Source organism: Paenibacillus macerans (genome assembly GCF_900454495.1).
GTDB lineage: Bacteria > Bacillota > Bacilli > Paenibacillales > Paenibacillaceae > Fontibacillus > Fontibacillus macerans.
In genome coordinates this window covers 5,064,315-5,084,780 of record NZ_UGSI01000001.1, presented here as the reverse complement: position 1 = coordinate 5,084,780, position 20,466 = coordinate 5,064,315, and the positions used below count along the sequence as shown (strand labels likewise).

At 52.1% G+C, this 20,466-nt stretch carries 21 protein-coding genes, 1 tRNA gene, 1 rRNA gene and 1 riboswitch; of the genes, 16 read left to right on the top strand and 7 right to left on the bottom strand.

What is annotated here, in order from left to right:
* Positions 1 to 186: 186 nt before the first annotated feature.
* The 12 genes from rrf (at position 187) to DYE26_RS22600 (ending at position 11,582) form a co-directional block, all read left to right on the top strand.
* Positions 187 to 303 (top strand): 5S ribosomal RNA (rrf, locus tag DYE26_RS22655).
* Between the two features lie 399 nt (positions 304 to 702).
* The gene (locus tag DYE26_RS22650; protein WP_051985142.1) at positions 703 to 1,530 is read left to right on the top strand and encodes an RNA polymerase sigma factor; all 828 of its coding nucleotides are present in this window, start codon (positions 703 to 705) and stop codon (positions 1,528 to 1,530) included.
* A 20-nt stretch (positions 1,531 to 1,550) separates the two neighbouring features.
* Positions 1,551 to 2,147 carry an ATP-dependent Clp endopeptidase proteolytic subunit ClpP gene (gene clpP, locus DYE26_RS22645; protein ID WP_036618054.1) on the top strand — a complete coding sequence of 199 codons (597 nt, stop codon included), beginning with the start codon at positions 1,551 to 1,553 and terminating at the stop codon, positions 2,145 to 2,147.
* Positions 2,148 to 2,595: 448 nt separating this feature from the next.
* A complete protein-coding gene (gene guaB / locus DYE26_RS22640) occupies positions 2,596 to 4,053 on the top strand; it encodes an IMP dehydrogenase (protein WP_036618052.1) in 1,458 nt (485 codons plus the stop codon).
* 119 nt (positions 4,054 to 4,172) lie between these two features.
* Positions 4,173 to 5,600: a D-alanyl-D-alanine carboxypeptidase family protein gene (locus tag DYE26_RS22635; protein WP_036627191.1), complete on the top strand. Its 1,428-nt coding sequence runs from the start codon at positions 4,173 to 4,175 to the stop codon at positions 5,598 to 5,600.
* Between the two features lie 83 nt (positions 5,601 to 5,683).
* Positions 5,684 to 6,565, top strand: coding sequence for a pyridoxal 5'-phosphate synthase lyase subunit PdxS (pdxS, locus tag DYE26_RS22630; protein ID WP_036618050.1), 882 nt, complete (start codon positions 5,684 to 5,686; stop codon positions 6,563 to 6,565).
* 105 nt (positions 6,566 to 6,670) lie between these two features.
* On the top strand, positions 6,671 to 7,249 hold the full coding sequence (gene pdxT, locus DYE26_RS22625) for a pyridoxal 5'-phosphate synthase glutaminase subunit PdxT (RefSeq protein ID WP_036618048.1): 579 nt from the start codon (positions 6,671 to 6,673) through the stop codon (positions 7,247 to 7,249).
* Positions 7,250 to 7,407: 158 nt separating this feature from the next.
* On the top strand, positions 7,408 to 8,691 hold the full coding sequence (gene serS, locus DYE26_RS22620) for a serine--tRNA ligase (RefSeq protein ID WP_036618047.1): 1,284 nt from the start codon (positions 7,408 to 7,410) through the stop codon (positions 8,689 to 8,691).
* Positions 8,692 to 8,757: 66 nt separating this feature from the next.
* Positions 8,758 to 8,846, top strand: a tRNA-Ser gene (locus DYE26_RS22615).
* A gap of 108 nt (positions 8,847 to 8,954) precedes the next feature.
* Positions 8,955 to 9,107 (top strand): small acid-soluble spore protein P, encoded by a 153-nt coding sequence (locus tag DYE26_RS22610; RefSeq protein WP_082207596.1) that lies wholly within the window; start codon positions 8,955 to 8,957, stop codon positions 9,105 to 9,107.
* Between the two features lie 614 nt (positions 9,108 to 9,721).
* Positions 9,722 to 10,537: a YitT family protein gene (locus tag DYE26_RS22605; RefSeq protein WP_240534205.1), complete on the top strand. Its 816-nt coding sequence runs from the start codon at positions 9,722 to 9,724 to the stop codon at positions 10,535 to 10,537.
* A gap of 82 nt (positions 10,538 to 10,619) precedes the next feature.
* Positions 10,620 to 11,582: a hypothetical protein gene (locus tag DYE26_RS22600; RefSeq protein WP_036618046.1), complete on the top strand. Its 963-nt coding sequence runs from the start codon at positions 10,620 to 10,622 to the stop codon at positions 11,580 to 11,582.
* Positions 11,583 to 11,666: 84 nt separating this feature from the next.
* Here DYE26_RS22600 and tadA read toward each other — a convergent pair whose 3' ends face one another.
* Positions 11,667 to 12,128, bottom strand: coding sequence for a tRNA adenosine(34) deaminase TadA (tadA, locus tag DYE26_RS22595; protein ID WP_082207595.1), 462 nt, complete (start codon positions 12,126 to 12,128; stop codon positions 11,667 to 11,669).
* Between the two features lie 370 nt (positions 12,129 to 12,498).
* Between tadA and DYE26_RS22590 the strand changes: the two genes are divergently transcribed.
* Complete coding sequence (locus tag DYE26_RS22590; RefSeq protein WP_036618044.1) at positions 12,499 to 14,403, top strand: ATP-binding protein; 1,905 nt, start codon at positions 12,499 to 12,501, stop codon at positions 14,401 to 14,403.
* A 51-nt stretch (positions 14,404 to 14,454) separates the two neighbouring features.
* Positions 14,455 to 15,159 (top strand): 23S rRNA pseudouridine(2604) synthase RluF, encoded by a 705-nt coding sequence (gene rluF / locus DYE26_RS22585; protein ID WP_036618043.1) that lies wholly within the window; start codon positions 14,455 to 14,457, stop codon positions 15,157 to 15,159.
* A 77-nt stretch (positions 15,160 to 15,236) separates the two neighbouring features.
* Here rluF and motB read toward each other — a convergent pair whose 3' ends face one another.
* Positions 15,237 to 16,040, bottom strand: a complete 804-nt coding sequence (gene motB, locus DYE26_RS22580; protein WP_155621386.1) for a flagellar motor protein MotB — start codon at positions 16,038 to 16,040, stop codon at positions 15,237 to 15,239.
* The gene (gene motA, locus DYE26_RS22575) at positions 16,018 to 16,821 is read right to left on the bottom strand and encodes a flagellar motor stator protein MotA (protein WP_036618041.1); all 804 of its coding nucleotides are present in this window, start codon (positions 16,819 to 16,821) and stop codon (positions 16,018 to 16,020) included. Before motA ends, motB begins: the two co-directional genes overlap by 23 nt.
* 189 nt (positions 16,822 to 17,010) lie before the next feature.
* Between motA and DYE26_RS22570 the strand changes: the two genes are divergently transcribed.
* The gene (locus DYE26_RS22570) at positions 17,011 to 17,304 is read left to right on the top strand and encodes a hypothetical protein (protein ID WP_036618040.1); all 294 of its coding nucleotides are present in this window, start codon (positions 17,011 to 17,013) and stop codon (positions 17,302 to 17,304) included.
* A gap of 176 nt (positions 17,305 to 17,480) precedes the next feature.
* On the top strand, positions 17,481 to 17,780 hold the full coding sequence (locus tag DYE26_RS22565; RefSeq protein WP_036618039.1) for a 4a-hydroxytetrahydrobiopterin dehydratase: 300 nt from the start codon (positions 17,481 to 17,483) through the stop codon (positions 17,778 to 17,780).
* A 75-nt stretch (positions 17,781 to 17,855) separates the two neighbouring features.
* Here the strand turns inward: DYE26_RS22565 and DYE26_RS22560 are convergent, their stop codons facing one another.
* The 4 genes from DYE26_RS22560 to DYE26_RS22545 form a co-directional block, all read right to left on the bottom strand.
* Entirely contained in the window at positions 17,856 to 18,215 is a 360-nt protein-coding gene (locus tag DYE26_RS22560; protein WP_036618037.1) for a c-type cytochrome, read from the bottom strand.
* Between the two features lie 159 nt (positions 18,216 to 18,374).
* Positions 18,375 to 18,878, bottom strand: a complete 504-nt coding sequence (locus DYE26_RS22555; protein WP_036618036.1) for a GNAT family N-acetyltransferase — start codon at positions 18,876 to 18,878, stop codon at positions 18,375 to 18,377.
* A 240-nt stretch (positions 18,879 to 19,118) separates the two neighbouring features.
* A complete protein-coding gene (locus DYE26_RS22550) occupies positions 19,119 to 19,601 on the bottom strand; it encodes a C40 family peptidase (protein WP_036618034.1) in 483 nt (160 codons plus the stop codon).
* Between the two features lie 4 nt (positions 19,602 to 19,605).
* A riboswitch (cyclic di-AMP (ydaO/yuaA leader) is annotated at positions 19,606 to 19,747 on the bottom strand.
* A 246-nt stretch (positions 19,748 to 19,993) separates the two neighbouring features.
* Complete coding sequence (locus DYE26_RS22545; RefSeq protein WP_036618032.1) at positions 19,994 to 20,464, bottom strand: C40 family peptidase; 471 nt, start codon at positions 20,462 to 20,464, stop codon at positions 19,994 to 19,996.
* Positions 20,465 to 20,466 lie beyond the last annotated feature (2 nt).

Genomic DNA, 20,466 nt, shown 5'->3' with positions numbered 1-20,466 from the left:
ACCAAAGTGACGTGAAGCTTCGAAGCTGAGTCCGAGTACTTTGGCGGGGCCCGGAAATATACCCCAAAAAGTGACGCGAGGCTTCGTAGGTAATTCCGATTACTTTTCGGGGACCCCGGGAACTGAATAGGGGCTAACACGCAAATCAAGTTTCGTATCCAGTTTTCAAGGATTAACCTTGAATCGTTTGGTGGCGATGGCGGAGGGGTTCCACGCGTACCCATCCCGAACACGACCGTTAAGCCCTCCAGCGCCGATGGTACTTGGACCGAAGGGTCCTGGGAGAGTAGGACGCCGCCAAGCATGAAGAAGAGCACCGCCGATCACTCGGCGGTGTTTTTTGCATTGTCGGAATGCCGCTGCGGGATGATTCAGTCCGTTAGATTTTATAACATGCGCGAAAAAGGACATTTGCGATAAGAATACCGCACAGCCCCGGAAGAGAGCACGGCTGAATCCGTCGGCTGTGCTTTTATATTTACTGGCCGCTGCTTACGATTTTCGTGCATACCATATCTATACTACGGCAGTACCGCCACTAAATTAGAACGGATATGAAAAATCAGTTAAAATATTTTGCATGAGACCGTATCGATTACCGCTCATATTTCGTTTATAACGGTGAACAGCAAAATCAATAAATATAGATTGGTCAACTGTCGGAAGGTTTTAGGGCGATGTATGGGCAGGAGGTGTTCTAACATGCGTAAAGATGCTGCAGAGCGGGAGGAGCGCAAAACGGCCAGGGCTGCCGGGGTTTCTGAAGGAAACGGGAAAGCCGAGAAAGCCGGAGAAGGGCCCGATTTTCCAGAGTGGATCGACGCTCATCAAAAGGCGTTGCGCAGCTATTGCCGCGCTTTAGCAGGGTCGGCGTGGGAAGGCGATGATCTGGCACAGGATACGTGGCTGAAGATTTGGTCCTCCTTGCGGAATCAAGGGGATCGCATTCGGCTCACACGCGCTTATTTATACAAAGCGGCCAGAAATACCTGGATTGACCGCGGTCGCAAAAAAATGCTCCCGGCACAGACGATGCTCGTGGAGGAACTGCCACAGCGGCAGTTGGATGAGACCAGCGTTTGGGCGGCGATGGAGACTTTGGTCAGCCAGCTGCCGCCGAATCAACGGACCGCGTTGCTGTTGGTGGATGTTTTGCAGTATACGGCAGCGGAAGCGGCCCAATTGATTCAGTCAACGGAAGGGGCCGTCAAGGCGGCGCTGCATCGGGCCCGTACGAAACTGCGCAACGGTCTGCTTCAATCGCGGGAAGGCGAAGAGCAAGGAAAAGCGCGCGCTTTTTCGGAACGGCAAAACGATGCAGGAGCGCATGAAGCGGTGGTGTATGCCTATTTGGACGCATTTCGCCGTCAGGATGCCTCTGCATTGGCCATGTTGTTCAACGAGCCTCGTCCTGAAAACCTTGTTCCAACCTTAACGTTGCAGTCATATCGCCGTAACGCGGCAGCCCAACCGGGCACGCGGACGGCGAAGCCGGTTAAGAGCCAATGGATGAAGACAGTTGCGGCTTGACCCAATTAAGGAGGTACCTTATGAGCTCGGTAATTCCATATGTCATTGAACAGACGGATCGCGGAGAGCGTTCTTACGACATTTATTCGCGTCTCCTAAAGGACCGGATTATTTTCCTCGGTTCGGAGATTGACGATCAAGTGGCCAACAGCATTACGGCGCAGATGTTGTTTTTGGCGGCTGAGGATCCGGAGAAGGACATCCATTTTTATATCAATAGCCCGGGCGGTTCGACTTCAGCGGGTTTTGCGATTTACGATGCGATGCAGTACGTGAAGCCGGACGTCCAGACCATTTGCGCCGGTTTTGCCGCTTCCTTCGCGGCTATTCTGCTATTGGCCGGAGCCAAAGGAAAACGCTTCGCCTTGCCGAATAGCGAAATCATGATCCACCAGCCGCATGGCGGCGTAAAGGGGCAGGCGAGCGACATTGAGATCAGCGCGCGGCGGATTTTGCGTATCCGCGAGAGATTGAATACCATTGCCGCCGATTGCACAGGCCAGCCTCTGGAGAAGATCGAGAAGGATATGGACCGGGATTATTTTATGACCGCGGAAGAGGCCAAGGCCTACGGGATTATCGACCAGGTGATTTACAGCGAGAACCGCAAACCGTAAGCGGCCGGACATGTGCTGTACCTGACCATGTGCGGACCGGGCCGAACTTAGGCCGAATAAAGAACAAAAGGACGGGAGCCGATAACGGCCCCGTTCTTTTGTTTTGAAGCCGGAAGAATCGGAATCCCCGGTTTAGGGCAGAAATACAGTGGACGGAAGCTGCGTTTTTTGGCCGTGTTCGTGTCCCAAAGACAATTGTTTCCCCACGGGAGCCCTTTGGAGATTTGGCTTTGCTTTTCCTTGACAGCCTATAGGGCCTTTGCTAAGATTGCAATAATATATTTTCGTAAGGGGCTTTCCGGTCTTGATATATATGGGTGATCCCAAGCACGAGATACCGCTTCAGGCGGTTCTTGTTTTAGGTAAGGGTACACGCAGACGTCTTTAACCGGGCTTACTTAGGAAATCGGCCATCATCAAACAAAATCATTAAAGGAGGATCTTTAAGGTGTGGGAAAGTAAATTTGATAAGGAAGGCTTAACGTTCGACGATGTGCTTTTGGTTCCGCGCAAATCGGAGGTACTGCCTAAAGAGGTCGACGTATCCACTAAGCTGAGCGACAAGGTGAAGCTGAACATTCCGCTGATCAGCGCAGGGATGGACACGGTGACGGAAAGCGCGCTGGCGATTGCGATCGCGCGGGAAGGCGGCATCGGGATCATTCACAAAAATATGCCGATCGAGCAGCAGGCAGAGGAAGTGGATCGGGTTAAACGCTCCGAAAGCGGCGTAATCACCAATCCTTTTTCGCTTACGGCAAACCATCTTGTATCCGATGCAGAAGCGGTTATGGGGAAATTCCGGATTTCCGGGGTGCCGATCGTCGATGATGAGCATAAACTGATCGGGATTTTGACGAACCGGGACTTGCGGTTTGTGCATGATTACAATATCAAAATCAGCGAGGTTATGACCCGCGAAAATCTGGTTACCGCTCCGGTCGGAACAACGCTGCAGGAGGCTGAAGTGATCCTGCAGAAGCATAAGATTGAGAAGCTGCCTTTGGTCGATGAGAACAATGTACTGAAAGGCCTCATTACCATTAAGGATATCGAAAAAGCGATCCAGTTCCCGAACGCGGCCAAAGACGCTCAGGGGCGCCTGCTTGTCGGCGCGGCGGTGGGCATTTCCAAAGATACGTTCGAGCGGACCGATGCGTTGGTCAATGCCGGCGTTGACGTCATTACGGTCGATTCGGCGCACGGCCACCATATCAACATCATCGATGCGGTCAAAGAGCTCCGCAAACGTTATCCGGACCTGACGATCATCGCCGGGAACGTCGCGACCGGAGATGCCACCAGAGCCCTGATTGAAGCGGGGGCATCGGTGGTGAAAGTCGGGATCGGTCCGGGGTCCATCTGTACGACCCGGGTCATCGCCGGCATCGGCGTGCCGCAGATCACGGCCGTATACGATTGCGCAACGGTAGCCCGCGAGTACGGTGTGCCGATCATCGCTGACGGCGGCATCAAATATTCCGGAGAAATCACGAAGGCGATCGCCGCGGGCGCGCATGCCGTGATGCTGGGCAGCTTGTTTGCGGGAACGGAAGAGAGCCCCGGCGATTCGGAAATTTATCAAGGGCGCCGCTATAAGGTGTACAGAGGCATGGGTTCGATGGGCGCGATGAAGCAGGGCAGCAAAGACCGCTACTTCCAGGATGACGACAAGAAGCTTGTTCCGGAAGGCATCGAGGGACGGGTTGCCTACAAAGGTCCGCTGTCCGACACGATCCATCAGCTGATCGGCGGGCTGCGTTCCGGCATGGGCTACTGCGGCACTAAAAATCTGGACGAGCTGCGGAACGATACGCAATTTATCCGAATTACGGGAGCCGGCCTCCGCGAAAGCCACCCGCACGATGTGCAAATCACGAAGGAAGCGCCGAACTACTCGCTATAAATCTATCGGCTCTATCTCCATTCCACAATCTACCAAGGCAAGCCAGGCAATTTCGCCGGGGCTTGTCTTTTTTTGCGATATCCCCTGTGATAGAATAGAAAAAGTAAATGAAAGAGAATATGAGGGGAGCTTTAAGGGCATTGAAACACAAACAATCAAAACGTAAGACAACATCATCCAAACGGCGTTTCCTGCGCAAAAGCGTAGCGTCTGTATTGCTGCTGAACGCACTGTGCTTCTCTTTGGTGCCGGCCATGGCGCTGGCGGAAGGAGAACAAACGGAAGCAACTTCTACCAAACCTGCGGCAGTGCCATCTGCGACCACCTCAATTCCTTCCGTGGAATCCTTAGACCTTAAAGTAAGATCCGCCGTTTTATTGGAGCCCGTATCCGGGCAAGTGCTGCTGAGTGTCAACGGCGATGAGGCGTTGCCGCCGGCCAGCATGACCAAAATGATGACCGAATACATTGTTGCTGACCTCGTGAAGCAGGGTAAATTCAAATGGGACGAAGTGGTAACGGTAAGGAAAAATGCCGCAAACACGATCGGCTCGCGGATTTTCCTGGCTGAGGGGGATCAGCATACGATAGAAGAGCTGTATACCGCCATGGCCATCGCATCGGCGAATGACGCTACGGTGGCGCTTGCCGAGCATGTTGCCGGTTCCGAGCAGGCATTTGTTAAAATGATGAACGACGAAGCCAAACGGATGGGCATGACCCATACCCATTTCGCCAACTCCACCGGTCTTGACATTAAGGACATGCCCAAGGAATTTCAGCCGACCGACGGGAAGGAAACCGCCATGTCCGCCATGGATGCGGCGATCCTGGCCAAGTATATCGTAACCGACCATCCGGATTTCAACCGTTTTACCACCATTCAAAGCAAAAAGTTCCGGGCCCGCGACACCGCACCGATGGTGAACCTGAACTGGATGCTGGAAGCGAACAAGAACATTACAAACTTCAAGCAATATGCTTATGAAGGCCTGGACGGCCTGAAAACCGGCCATACCTCCAAAGCCGGCAACTGCTTTACGGGAACGGCTGTGCGGAACGGCATGCGGTTAATCAGCGTCGTCATGGGCGCAGACGCCAAATCGGAGTCCGCGCGTTTCGTCGAAACCCGCAAAGTGTTGGATTACGGCTTTAATAACTTCGAGACCAAACAGATCGTTCCTCCGAAAGCGACTGTGACTGGTACGGAGACGGTAATCGTAAACAAAGCGAAAAACACGAAAGTACCTGTGGTTACCGATCAAGCCGTCAGCTTTGTAGTGCCGAAAGGGGCGGATACAAACGCCGTTCAAGCGAAAGTGACGCTGGACGATGCCGCCAGCCTGACCGCTCCGCTGAAGCAGGGGACAAAGGTGGGGACGGTTACTTATTCCTTTAAGGCTCCAGGGATGGAGCAAACGTTGGAGAAAACCGTCAACCTGATTACGGCCCAGGACACGGAGAAGGCCGGCTGGTTCACCTTGATGATGCGGGCAATCGGCGATTTTTTCAGCGATCTGTTCAATGGGATCAAGAATCTGTTCTAGACCCGAAATTCCGAGTAAGTGAGTTGTATATTTAAAGGGAATATTGTAAAATATCAAGTTAGATTATTATCGGGGGGTTGGACATGGAAACAGGAACATCGCGTGTCAAGAGAGGCATGGCCGAGATGCAAAAAGGCGGCGTCATCATGGACGTTATGAACGCCGAGCAAGCCAAGATCGCCGAAGCGGCCGGGGCTACCGCCGTCATGGCGCTGGAGCGGGTTCCTTCGGATATACGGGCAGCCGGCGGCGTCGCCCGGATGGCGGACCCGACGATTATCGAAGAAGTAATAAAGGTCGTTTCCATTCCGGTCATGGCGAAAGCCCGGATCGGTCACTACGTAGAAGCGAAAGTTCTTGAATCGCTGGGGGTAGACTACCTGGACGAGAGCGAAGTGTTGACCCCGGCGGACGAAGTGTTTCATATCGATAAACGGGATTTCACCGTACCGTTCGTTTGCGGCGCGAAAGACCTTGGCGAAGCGCTGCGCCGAATCAGTGAAGGCGCGTCTATGATCCGTACGAAGGGTGAACCCGGTACCGGGAATATCGTGGAAGCCGTTCGTCATATGCGTCTGATCAACAGCCAAATCCGTAAAGTCCAAAACATGTCCAAAGACGAACTGTACGCGGAGGCCAAAAACCTGGGCGTATCGTACGACTTGCTCCTGGAGGTTCATGAAAACGGCAGGCTGCCGGTCGTGAACTTCGCCGCCGGCGGCGTGGCGACCCCGGCCGACGCCGCGCTGATGATGCATCTGGGCGCGGACGGGGTGTTCGTCGGTTCGGGTATTTTCAAATCGGACAATCCGGAGAAGTTTGCCCGCGCGATCGTCGAGGCGACGACGCATTACACGGATTATAAGTTGATTGCCGAAGTATCCAAAAACTTGGGCACGCCGATGAAGGGGATTGAGATTTCCAAATTGTCCGCTGCGGAACGGATGTCGGAACGCGGCTGGTAATAGGGTCCGGAAATAGCGAAGGAAGCGGTCCTCACCTACCCCGGCAAATCCGTTTGATGGCCGGGGTGTACATAGTTTTGGCTGCGGAAAGAAAGAAGGATTGCCATGAAGGTAGGAGTGTTGGCGCTGCAGGGCGCCGTAGGGGAGCATATTCGGAGCTTGGAAAGCGCCGGGGCCAGCGGGACGGCCGTGAAGCGGACCGAGCAGCTGAGCGAACTGGACGGACTCATCATTCCGGGGGGCGAAAGCACGACGATCGGCAAACTGATGCGGAAATACGGATTTATAGAAGCGATCCAAGACTTTTCCCGGGAAGGCAAACCTCTGTTTGGCACCTGCGCCGGTCTAATCGTGATGGCCAAGGAAATCGAAGGCGGGGAAGAATCCCACCTCGGTTTAATGGATATCAAGGTATCGCGGAACGCTTTCGGACGCCAGCGGGAGAGCTTTGAGACGGATTTGGAGGTCAAGGGTCTTGATGCTCCGCTGCGGGCCGTATTTATTCGCGCACCGCTGATCACCGCGGCAGGACCGGGCGTTGAAGTATTGTCGACGTACAAGGACGAGATCGTCACGGCCCGTCAGGGGCATTTGCTCGTTTCGTCCTTTCACCCGGAGCTGACCGACGACTTCTCGCTCCATGCTTATTTTGTTGAAATGATCAAGCAGACGAAGCGGCCGTAGACAGGGACCTTGACTCCTTTGATGGGTCGAGGTTTTATCTGTTTGGGATCACAAAAACCGCCGGCCGGCGTTTCCATCTATCCATAGCAGCCTCCCTTCGACGGATGATTCTTGAGGTAGGCAGGCCTGCAAAGGGATGAATCTAGGAGGGACTACTCATGTTGGATGTAAAAATAATGCGAAACGATTATGCACGGGTTGAAGAAGCCTTGAAAAACCGGGGGAAATCGCTGGAGCTCATCTCCGGTTTTCAGCCGCTGGACGAGAAACGCCGGGAGCTGCTTCAGGAGAGCGAATCGCTGAAGAACCGCCGCAATACGGTGTCCGCCGAAGTGGCGCAGCGGAAGAAGAACAAGGAGAATGCCGACGAGTTGATCGCGGAAATGCGCGAGGTCGGGGACCGGATCAAGGAGCTGGACGAGGAGATTCGGACGCTCGAGGCGCAGATCGATGAATTGATGTTGGCGATTCCGAACATTCCGCACGCGAGCGTGCCGGTGGGCGCTTCGGAGGAGGAAAACGTCGAGGTTCGCCGTTGGAGCGAGCCGCGGGCATTTGATTTTGCTCCGAAAGCCCATTGGGACGTGGCGGCCGGGCTCGGCATTCTCGATTTTGAAGCGGCGGCCAAGGTCACCGGATCGCGGTTTGCTTTTTACAAGGGCCTCGGGGCGCGCCTGGAGCGGGCGCTGATCAGCTTCATGATGGATTTGCACAGCAATGAACATGGCTATGAGGAAATGCTGCCGCCGTACATTGTAAACCGCGACAGTTTGTACGGAACGGGGCAGCTTCCGAAGTTCGAAGAGGACCTGTTCAAGCTGCAGGGGACCAGCGATTACTATCTTATCCCTACGGCGGAAGTGCCAGTGACAAACTATCATCGCGATGAGATTCTGAATGCGGAAGACCTTCCGCGCAACTATGTGGCCTACAGTTCCTGTTTCCGTTCGGAGGCAGGCGCTGCGGGCCGGGATACGCGCGGATTGATTCGCCAGCACCAGTTCAACAAAGTGGAAATGATCAAAATCGTGCATCCGGATACGTCCTACGATGAGTTGGAGAAGATGACCGCCAACGCGGAGCGCGTGCTGCAGCTGCTTAAATTACCTTATCGCGTGCTGGCGTTGTGTACGGGCGATCTTGGCTTTACGGCCGCCAAAACGTACGATCTCGAAGTGTGGCTGCCGGAGAGCGGCATGTACCGCGAAATTTCCTCCTGCTCCAATGTCGAGGATTTTCAGGCTCGCCGCGCCAATATCCGGTTCCGCCCGGAGCCGAAGGCCAAACCCGAATTCGTGCATACCCTGAACGGCTCGGGGCTGGCGGTTGGACGCACCGTTGCCGCGATTCTGGAAAACTACCAGCAAGCGGACGGCAGCGTGGAAATCCCGGAAGTGCTGCGGCCTTACATGGGTAACATTGAGAAGATTACCAAGCGTTAACGGCTTGCGAATCGGCAGGCAATGTGGTAGAATCTGATTTGTTACCCAAATCGGATTCACCTTTACGGAGAGGTACCGAAGCGGTCATAACGGGGCGGTCTTGAAAACCGTTAGAGTGCAAGCTCACATGGGTTCGAATCCCATCCTCTCCGCCATACATACCATGCAGTTTGCAAGAGAGCAGCGATGCTCTCTTTTTTGCATAATGCAGAGGGTTTCATCACAAATTAACCCTACATCGATAATGAAGGGAAGGACTTGCGATGACGAAACCGCAAACGTATCAAACTTCGGCCGGCAACGGACCGGAAGACAACCCGCGCCGCGAGCGGAAACAGGGGGGACCGGAGCCGCTGTCCGGGTCCAAGAAAGTAAAGACACAGAACCACGTCAGCCATAACAATCCTGAAGGATAAGTAGGATAAGTCTGACCCGGAAACATCACGACCTCAGCCCAAGGCTGAGGTTTTTTAAACATTATTGGTTCAACCTAATCATCAGTGCTTGACAGTCAAGCCTACAACAGACCGTGGCCTGGAACGAGGCTCGCTATCCGGAGGCTTTGCACGATTATCCCGTTTGACCAGGTGACTTGGCTTCCTGAACTTAGACGTTATCTGCGGAAAACAGAGGTGGCAAAATCTAACGGACTGAGTTGATTTTATTTACCAAGAATCGGCTCGGGTGAACTGGTTTAGAGCAAAATAACGTCAGTTGGGCCCCATTTAGGCTGGGAAAATACCCGGCAGCAACTGGACGGATAAGGTCGCCAGCGGTGAGGTTTTTCAAATTTAAAATTGCATGAAAAGCAAGACATGAAGCATAAAAACATGCAATAATAAAGATAGGGTGTCCGTCCGGTTTCAAGAAATGGATCAATTAGGAGTGGAGATGAAAGAAAAGATATTTTACCGAAAGGATCGTGATGCGATTGAACGCCATAAACCCAAGCAATATGACTTCCTCGGGCTTGCCGCAGCAAATTCGGCAGCATAAACAGAGAACGGTCAAAAGTATACTGTTTCGGACCATGTTCATTGTGATCGGAGCGATTATCGTTTCCGTAGCGCTTGAGCTGTTCCTGGTGCCCAACCAGATCACGGACGGCGGAATTACGGGCATCTCCGTCATGTCTTCATATTTATCGGGTTTCCCGCTGGGTATTTTTCTATTCCTCTTTAACCTCCCCTTTCTCATTGTCGGCTATAAGCAGATCGGCAAAACGTTCGCCATATCCACGCTGATCGGGATCTCCGTCATGTCGGCCGGAACGGCGCTGCTGCATCCCGTTCAAGCATTTGTGAGCGATACTCTGCTGGCATTCGTGTTCGGCGGCATTTTGCTCGGCCTCGGAACCGGGATCGTGATCCGTTTTGGCGGATCCTTGGACGGAACCGAAATCGTCGCTATATTAATCTCCCGCAAAACTCCTTTTTCCGTAGGCGAAGTCATCATGTTTTTCAACTTCTTCATTTTGCTAAGCGCCGGATTTGTATTCGGCTGGGAACGGGCTTTATTCTCATTGCTGGCCTATTATATTGCCTATAAAACGATCGATATCGTCGTGGACGGCTTAAACGAATCGAAATCGGTTTGGATCATCAGCGACCAGATTGACGAAATCGGGGACGCCATTTTGAGCCGCTTGGGCCGGGGCGTGACGTATTTATCGGGCGAAGGCGGATTTTCCGGAGATCCGAAAAAGGTCATCTTTTGCGTGATTACCCGCTTGGAGGAAGCCAAGTTGAAGGAAATCGTAAATCATTACGACGAAAACGCCTTTTTGGCGGTCGGGAATATCCATGACGTGAAGGGCGGACGTTTCAAGAAAAAGGCCATCCATTAATTTGGTAAAAAAACTTCCGATTCGGGTCCAAATGGGATATGATGTGTGAGGAATCGAGAATAAGGTTGGACGGGGAGATTGTATGTTTCAAAAACGGTTTTACGTGTCTATACTGTCTGTACTGCTGGTCATATTGTCGGTAGTTGCCATATTGTCCGGATGCACCGCCACCGCCGAGAAGGAACCGAAGGAAGCGTTAAGCAGGGCGGCTCTGCAGGCGCTCGGCATGGATTCTTTCGTCCTGGAGAACCACATCAAAATTTCGGGTCTGTCCGTTAACGCGGCATCTTTGAATCCGAATCTCGTTGCGGTCCTCTCGGCGCTTTCCGACGCTGAAATCAACATACGACAGATTTACCGCAAAGACCCACTGCAAACCGAAGGACAACTGGAAATCAAACTGGCCGGTAAAGCGGCCGCAACCATTACCGTTCCGTTCGTGATGACGAAGGAGAAGCTGTATTTGCAAGTTCCAAACGTTCCGTTTTTGCCGATGCCGAAGTCCGTTACGGGGCAATTCGTCGAGCTGGATTGGAAAGAGCTGGCGAAGCAGAGCGGCTATGGGTTCGGCCCGGATCTGCTCGATCCGGAGAAGTCGCAGAAGCTTGGCGCGGATTTGATGACGGCGGTACTTGGGCAGTTTGAGCCGGACAAATATTTTAAAACGATGAAGCCCGAGGAAGCGGAGCTGCCGGAAGGCATCAAAGCAAAACAGGTCGTCCGGTTTGAAGCAACGAACGATACGGATGCGGAGGCGGCCGCAAAAGTTATCCACAATGTGCTGCCGAAAGTCTTCGATCATCTGCAAATTCACCGGTTTACCGTGAATACGGCGATCGATGGGAATAACTTTCCCGTTTATCAGACGCTTATTGCCGACGTGGAGTTCAACGATGCGCAAACGAATGACAACGTAAAAATGGCGCTGCAGTCGACCAGTACCTATAGCCATATCAACGAAAAGCCGGAGTTTGAAATCGGCATCCCGGCCGGGACGATGACGCTGGCTAAGTTTAAGGAAGAGATGCGAAGCTTCGGCTATTGATATTGATGGAATCATATAAACGAAGAAACCTCCAGAACCCCTTATTTATTCACAGGGCTGGAGGTTTTACTTTAGGGACCTTTATTATTTTTGGCGCAACCGGCGAAAAAATGAAGTCAGCAAAGAAGCGCACTCCTCTTGCAGCACTCCGGCGGTAACTTCGGTCCGGTGATTGAAGCGGGGTTCCTGCAGCAGGTTCATCAGCGTTCCCGCGCAGCCGGCCTTTGGATCGGGGGCCCCGTAAACAACGTGGGGAACCCGGCACTGCACGATCGCGCCCGCGCACATCGGGCAAGGCTCTAGCGTGACGTAGAGCCGGCAATCGAGCAGCCTCCAAGCGTCCAAATGTACGCTGGCCTCCCGGATCGCAATCATTTCGGCATGGGCTGTCCCGTCCCGTGAACTTTCCCGCAAGTTGTGGCCGCGGCCGACAATTTCGTCACCCAGCACGATTACCGCTCCGATAGGGACCTCTCCGATCGCTTCCGCTTTTTTCGCTTCGCGAATCGCCTCCTTCATCCAGTGTTCATGCGGATAAGATATCAATAATCCATTCAACTCCTTCTAAGGTGTTCATCCCCAGGTTGTCCAAGGTTTGTCCAACGAACAAGCATTCGTTGTTAACATATTGTGCATAACACTGTGCATAAGCAGGGTATTGTCCCCATTATTATACACATATTATACTTTGGCCCTGTTGATATGTTAATAGGATGTGGATAAGTTGTTGTTTTGTCCACTGTTAATAGCTCGATACAACCAAAGAACCAACTGTTTAGGCATTTTTACTTATTGTAGGGAAACGATCTGGGAATTTCAACGTCTTTGCAAAACTTGTCGTAAAAGGTATGATGAAAGTAGTAATTAACGATTACCATAAAAACCCATACTATGGCTCCAGAAGTGGGGTGAAACTTTGACTATAAAAACGAAACTTGCTTTGATCATCTCATGTTTTGCCATGATTATCTTGTCCTTGAATATCGTGCTAAGCTACTTCTCGACCCGGGACAATCTGCGCAGAGACCGGGAAGCGAACATGATGCTGACGGCTAAGCATATCGCCCTAGCTGTCGAACAAAGTCGCTCGATGTATAACTATGTAAAGATGTCCCTCGGGAACAAAATGAGCAGCGGAATGGTGGACGGGATTCTTTATATGACCAGCCCGGAAAGGATCGTGCGGGAATCTCTCGGCACCAATCAAAGCCTGCTGGAAATCAGCGGCTTTAATCCAGAGCAAATCAATCAGGATCATCTGTTATTCGGAACCTATGAATACAAAAATGACGACATGGTGGAAAGGGCCGTCCGGGAAACGATCAGCCAAAAGAAAAGCCTGTTGTACGACACGGTGATCAATAACAAGCATGTCCTAGTGAGCTACGTTCCGATTCTCCCGAACAAACAGGCGCCTTACGTGATTCGGATCATCTCCAGCTATGAACCGATCGCGAACGCTATTTCGAGGCAGGTGATCGGCCAGTTCACAGTTTCCTTTAGCTTGCTCCTTTTGATGATTTTGGCAAGCTATTGGATGGCGGGGCGATTGATCCAGCCGTTGCGGAATATTCTCGACCAGGTCAATGAGCTGTCCGTCGGGCAGTTTGAAGCCCGGCTGCAGGTCGACCGGAAGGATGAGCTGGGCCTGTTGGCTAACAAAATCAACGCGATGGCCGACAGCTTGGGCAACTACACCAGGGAATTAACGCAGAAAAACGAAGAAAACCGCTCCATGAAAGAATATTTGGAATCGATCATCAGCCAGACCGCCGACGCGATTCATATTACGGATATCGAGGGGCGGGTGCTGCTGGTAAACCCCGCTTTTGAGAGCTTGTATGGGTGGAAGAGCGAAGAGATCATCGGTTCGCACCTTGATTTTATTCCTCCCTTTGAGGAAGAGGACAACAGGTTGGCCTGGCGCCAGGAAGAAGAGGCCTACGGCAAAACGGTCTCCGTCGTAACGGAAACGGTACGACTGCGGAAGGATGGCAGCTGCGTCGAGGTCGGCATCAGCGTATCGCCGATTTATGATCAGGAAGGAAAAATCACGGCGTTTATCAGCATTTCCCGGGACATGACGGAACACAATAAGATGGATGAACTGCTGCGCCGATCGGAAAAGCTGACCACGGTCGGCCAGTTGGCGGCGGGGGTCGCCCATGAAATCCGGAACCCGCTGACGACGCTGCGGGGGTTTCTGCAAATGCAGCAGCAGACCAAAACGATCAATACGATGCATACGGATGTCATGCTGGCCGAGCTGGACCGGATTAATCTGATCGTCAGCGAATTTTTGATCCTGGCGAAGCCGCAAGCCGTGCAATTTCAAACGAAGGATGTCCGTTTTACAGTGGGGGACGTCGTCTCTTTATTGGACAGTGAGGCGCATTTACATAATATCGAATTTGAGGTTCTTTTCTCGCAGCAGCCCGTTTTTGTCCATTGTGAGGAAAATCAGCTTAAACAAGTATTTATCAATGTGCTGAAAAATGCCATGGAAGCCATGCCGAAAGGCGGGAAAATCGCCCTTCAGCTGGAGGCGGGCCAAGGCGGCCAAGCGGTGCTGCGGGTGATTGACGAGGGTGAAGGCATCGCCAAGGAGCGGCTGCACAAGCTGGGTGAACCCTTCTACACGAACAAGGAGAAAGGAACCGGTCTCGGTCTGATGGTAAGCCAGCGGATTATCGAGAGCCATCGCGGAACAATGCTGATCGAAAGTGAGTTGGGCAAGGGGACGGTCGTCACGATTACGCTGCCGCTGGCTTCCGCAGAGGAAGCTGCGGACTCCGGAGAAATGACGGATTTGGCCGATTAGCCGCAGGCAAGGCGGCTTGAATTTACAGAGGCGGGTGGATAAGATAACAACATGAGAATCAACAAATTTATCAGTGAGACAGGATATTGCTCCCGGCGCGAAGCGGACAAGCTGGTGGAGTCGGGGAAAGTGACGATTAACGGCGTCACCGCCGTGCTGGGCAGCCAGGCCGAAGCGGGAGACGATGTGCGAGTCGAGGGAAGGCCGATTGCGCCTAAGCCGACCAAACACGTCTATATCGCGCTGAATAAGCCGGTAGGGATCACGAGTACGACGGAGAGTCATGTTAAAGGCAATATCGTCGATTTCGTCGGACATCCGGAGCGGATCTTCCCGATCGGCCGCCTTGATAAAGACTCTGAAGGGCTGATTTTGCTGACGAACGACGGGGATATCGTCAACAAAATTTTGCGGGCCGAAGGCAAACATGAGAAGGAATATATTGTGACGGTGGAGCGTCCGATGACGCCCGGCTTCTTGAAGGCGATGAGCGAAGGCGTGAAGATTTTAGGCCAGATGACCTTGCCCTGTAAAGTGACCCGGGTTTCGGACCGGGTGTTTCGGATTATTTTAACGGAGGGGAAAAACCGGCAAATCCGCAGGATGTGCAGCGCGCTAGGTTATGAGGTGCGCAAGCTGCAGCGGATCCGGATTATGAATATCCACCTGGGCGGGCAAAAGACCGGCACTTGGCGGGACCTGACCGAGCGGGAGAAGCGGGAGCTCGGCGAAGCGCTGAACTATACGCTGACCTAAAAAACGAATCAAGAGCGAACGAAGGCAGACCCTCTGACGTGAGGGTCTGCCTTCGTGGTTTGCGCGTATGCCGCCGCTTAATGCGCCGCAGTAACGCCAAGCTGTTGATTCCTGTCCACATATTTGCGGATGATCGAGACTTCAACCCGGCGGTTTTGGGCTCTTCCTGCTGCCGTATCGTTGCCGGCGACGGGGTGATATTCGCCGTAGCCGATCGCGCTGAATTTCTTCGGATCCAGGTTGGAGTTCAACAGCAGGATCTTCATGAAGTTCAAGGCGCGCTCCGCGCTCAAATCCCAGTTGGACGGGAATTCATAGGTGGAGATCGGGACGTTGTCCGTATGCCCGGAAACGATCACCTCATAGTCCGGAAACTCCTGCAGCATCGTCGAGATCGCTTTGGCGAGCTGACGGGATTCCGGCTTGACCTCGGCTTTACCCGAAGCGAACAACGCTTTGTCGCTAATGGTGATCATTAATTGCGATTGGTTGAGCTTTGTATCGAGATCGTCGGTCAGCCCGTTTTGTTTAATATAATTGTCCAGCTGCCGCTTTAGGGCCTCCAGGCTTTCCTGTTCCTTGCGCATCAGCTCGCTGTTGTTCTTGATCATGGAAGAGGATTCCGGCTGCTTGTCCAGTCCGTTGGACGAATCCTGTTTTTCGGTCATGGACGTTTGGTCCAAAATGCTGACGCTTCCGGTAAGGATACTATTGAACGCCTGGCTCATTTCTTCAAATTTCTTGGCGTCGATCGTACTCATGCCGAACAAGACGATGAACAGCGCCAGCAGCAGCGTCATTAAGTCGGAATAAGGAAGCAGCCAGCTTTCGTCGGCATGCTCCTCGTGATCCTGGTGTTTATTCTTTTTGCTCACCTTCATTTACCCCCTTTTCTAAAATTTCCGCACGTTCGGCAGGGGTTAAGAACACGGCCAGCTTCTGTTGAATGGCGATGGTGGATACGCCGGATTGAATCGACAGCAGTCCCTCCACCATCATTAATTTCACTTCCATCTCTTTTTTGGAGAGACGTTTCAATTTATTGGCGATCGGATGCCACAGCACATAACCGGTAAAAATACCAAATACGGTGGCGATAAAAGCGCCGGAAATCGCGTGGGACAATTTTTCGATATCACTCATATCCGAAAGGGCCGCAATCAGACCGACGACGGCGCCGAGAACGCCTAGGGTCGGCGCATACATCCCAGCCTGGGCAAAGATCTGCGCCCCGACTTTATGCCGTTCTTCGGTAGCCGCAATGTCTTCCGTAAGCACGTCCTGAACGAATTCCTGGTCGTTGCCGTCGATGATCATGCGCATGCCTCCGCGCAGGAAGTCGTCATCGATTTCTTCGACTTTCGCTTCCAAGGCCAGGAGTCCTTCGCGCCGGGTAATCGTGGCCCACTCCGTAAACAACGTAATCAATTCAGCTTTGGTGATCATCTTCGGTTGAGAGACGATCAATTTAAGCAGCTTGGGAAACTTTTTCATATCCGCCATAGGGAAGGCCATGAACAGCGACGCCGCGGTTCCGACGAATATGATGACGAAGGCCGCTGGGTTGGAGACCAAGCTTCCAATAGGCGCACCTTTTAGAAACATCCCTACAATGAGCGCAACGAATCCAAGAATAAGTCCGATAATCGATGAAATTTCCATTGTACACCTCGTCCTTGAGTTAAATTGAATCCTTTCTTTCTTTCCGCATCCTTGCGGAAAAGACGTTACTGCTGCCTAAAAAAAGATTTATCTATTTTATCGACAGTTTTCCCTTTTTTTTTAAGTGGTTTTTTCAGGTATAATAAGATCATAGCCTGAATACCAGGGCTATCAAGGGAGGATATCACGGTGGGAGTAAAGCACGGAAGAGATTATGAATATATTTTGGCCGACCTGACAAAAGCGGTGGGCCGGATTTCCGATAGCTACCTTTTCTTTGATATGGAATCGTCGGAGTGGGCGGGATTGGCGGACGAGGAGCGGGCCGAAGTGCAGGAAGCGCTGGCTGAAGACCTGTTTTTTGCGTTAGGAGCGGAACCCGTTCTTGAGGTGGGGAGCGCGATCGTTATTTATGATCCTGAGGGGCACCGCATCAATTTTCTGATCGGGGACGAAGAGCTTACTTCCGTGGCTTTGATCTAGAGAGATTTGGTTTGGCACGGGATTCCGTGGTAAAATAGTTAGTCAGGAAGCATTACGCATGTTCAGGTTGTATGTGGAATAAAATAGTTGAGGACGGGGCCGGAAGCTTAGGTCCCGATGCGCCAGGGGATGCTTACATAACTAGGAGTTCTTGAAGAGAACGGGGAGGATAAATGATGCCGTTTACACCGCAAGAAGTACAAGCGCATTTGGAAAAGCTGGAAGGCTGGGAACTTGAGGAAGGACGATGGATCTTCCGCAAATATACGTTCTCCAATTTTATGAAAGGCATTGCTTTCGTGGATGAGGTGGCTGCGATTTCGGAAGCGTTTAATCATCATCCGTTTATTACGATCGACTATAAAACCGTGACTCTTCGGCTGACTTCATGGGAAGAAGGCGGAATTACGGCAGTGGATATTAAAGAAGCGCAGCAATATAACGAGGCGTTCGAGAAAATGCGCGCCGCGGATTAGGCTAGGCAAAAAACGCCCGCCGGAAACGCTCAAGTTTCCGGCGGGCGTGCTTTTCATGTGCCGTTATTTTTGCCGTTATTTTTTCTCCGCGAGCCACATCGCGACGTTGGCAATTTCTTCATCCTTGAGCCGATCCTTGAAGGAAGGCATCATTCCGCCTTTGCCTTTGGTGATAATGCCGTAAAGCTGGTCTGCCGTCAGTTCTGCGCCGATCTTTTGCAGATTCGGTCCCGCGCCCCCTTGCAACTGATCGCCGTGGCAGGTGATGCAGTTTGCTTTTACGGTGGCTTCGGCTTGTGCCGCATTCATCGTAATTTCAGGCAATTGCGGTTTGGCTTCCTTGGCGGCCTGCTCCCGGCTCGGCAGGGTGAACATCAATACGATGGCCATAGCGCAAGCCACGAAGAACAATCCGCTCATGATCCACTTTTGCATTCCAATCGCCCCTCCTATGTAAGCTACCTTTTCCATTATAACGGAACATGCCGCTCGATCATAGTCTTTGTGTCAAAAATAGGAACAATTCCGTCGTGATTGCGGTAAAGTTTGTAATAAACTTCATAGCAAGTCCGATCTAATGGATCGGGAGCATTTTTAGGATGAGGGGTGAGACCCTCGATACACCATGCAATAAAAAGGCTTGGAGATGCCGCCAGGGGTCATTTTGTCGTAAAGGTCCGTGATGGTGAAGCCGGCCTTTTGATAAGCGCGAATCGCCCGGGTGTTCCACGTCAGCACTTCCAAATCGATCTCATGGCCCGGTTTCCGCCGCAGCGCCTCCTCGACGATCGCCGTTACAAACCGTTTGCCGAGCCCTTGTCCGCACAATTCCGGCTTCATACCGATACCGAGCCGCGTAACCCTTTCCAACGGGAAATATTGGGCAAATCCGGCGAGTTCTCCGTTCTCGTCCAGCACGGACACGTATTGCTCCGCTCTGATCGCCGGGTTGCCGAATTCGACATCGAGCGCTTTCATTTGTTCCCAAGGAAGCCAGCTGTAAACATCATAGGGAGAATCGTACCGCCAGGTGCAGATTTCTGCGCCGTGGCTCTCTTCCATGGGAACGATGCGAAACTGAACAATCGGTTTATCCATTGGGATCCTCCTTTAAAAACGGCATTCCTATTACCCTCACTCTAACGGGATTTACTTGACTTGTAAAGGTTCTGCCGTCTCTCGGACACCTGTGGATTTATGGAAATCAACAAAAAATCGGTAACCTTTTGGCGTGTCGCTTCGTTATATAGATAGGGATGAAAAAAACCGCAAGCCAATTCCGAAGATAAGCTTACGGCTGACAGGTCATGCGGAGCGAAATTAAGCGCCGGCGGAGGTTCAGGATTCCGCGGCGTATACGGAATAACCGTATTTGCTGAGCACCCGCTTCGCGCCAACGAAGCGGTTCTGGTAATAACTGCTGCTCAATTTGTCGATCCGGATTCCTTTGGATGAAGAGGCATGGGCAAATTCTCCGTCGCCAACGTAGACGCCCACATGCGATACTTTTCCGCCACCCAGGGTGTTAAAGAAGACAAGATCGCCGGCTTGCAGCTTGCTTTTTGATACCGGAGTTCCTACCTTGTATTGGGCCGTGGATACGCGAGGAAGCGTAACGCCCATTTGTTCGAACACATACCGCGTAAACCCGGAGCAATCAAATCCGGCCGTACTGGTGCCGCCGTATTTGTAAGGCGTGCCGTACACGGAATTGACGATGTTGGAGAGCGACGTTTCCTGCTCGTCCGCAAAGGCGCTTCCCGTTCCCAGACTGAAACATAGAGCCAAACTCGTTACCGCTGCTGCTAAAGTCTTTCTCAAGATGTCTAACTCCTTCCAAGGCCTGCGAGGTTAGCTTAAGGATTCGGTTGAAGGCTCCCTATGATCCCTTTGAAGCGGGATCAATTCACCCTGACTGATGTGGTTCCCCCGTTTCCCGGGTGCGGGGAATTCGGCAGTTTCATGTAGTATGCACCCAAAAACGACGTCACAACAAAAATTACAAAGTTGTTACTATTTCTGTTGGTCATTTTACCAAAGTGGGCCAACATTGGCAAGTTTCCCGGCAAAAAGGATGCTTTTGGCCTGTGTGAGGAGCGGAGTGATCTGGGTATTGATTCCTAAGGGGGATCATCCGTAGACAGGAAAAACCCGCAGGAGACGTGGTATCCCAATCATCCCTGCGGGTTTGTCGAATTCGTTATGGATTGCGACTACTGTTCGGCTGTCACAGCTTCAAATTTCTCGGAGCTCATAATGCGCTTAGCTCCAACATACCGCTTCTCGTAGTAACTTTCGCTCAGTTTGCTGATGACAACTCCTTTGGAAGAAGAGGCATGCGCAAATTTGCCGTCGCCGACATAAATACCAACATGAGATATGCCATCGCCGGAAGTGTTGAAGAACACCAGATCGCCTGCGATTAATTCATCCTTGGAAACGCTTGTTCCCATCTCAAATTGGGAGCCCGATTGATGAGGAAGATCGATGCCGAGCTTGTTAAATACATACATCGTAAATCCGGAGCAATCAAAACCGGACGTTGTTGTTCCGCCTGCGGAGTAAGGAGATCCGAGGCCTTCTTCAATGGCGCTGTCCAGTTTGGAATCCGCGAAAACGCTGCCGGTTCCGATCGTGAAAAGCAATGCAAAACTTACTGCTGTTACGGTCAAACGCTTTTTCAAGA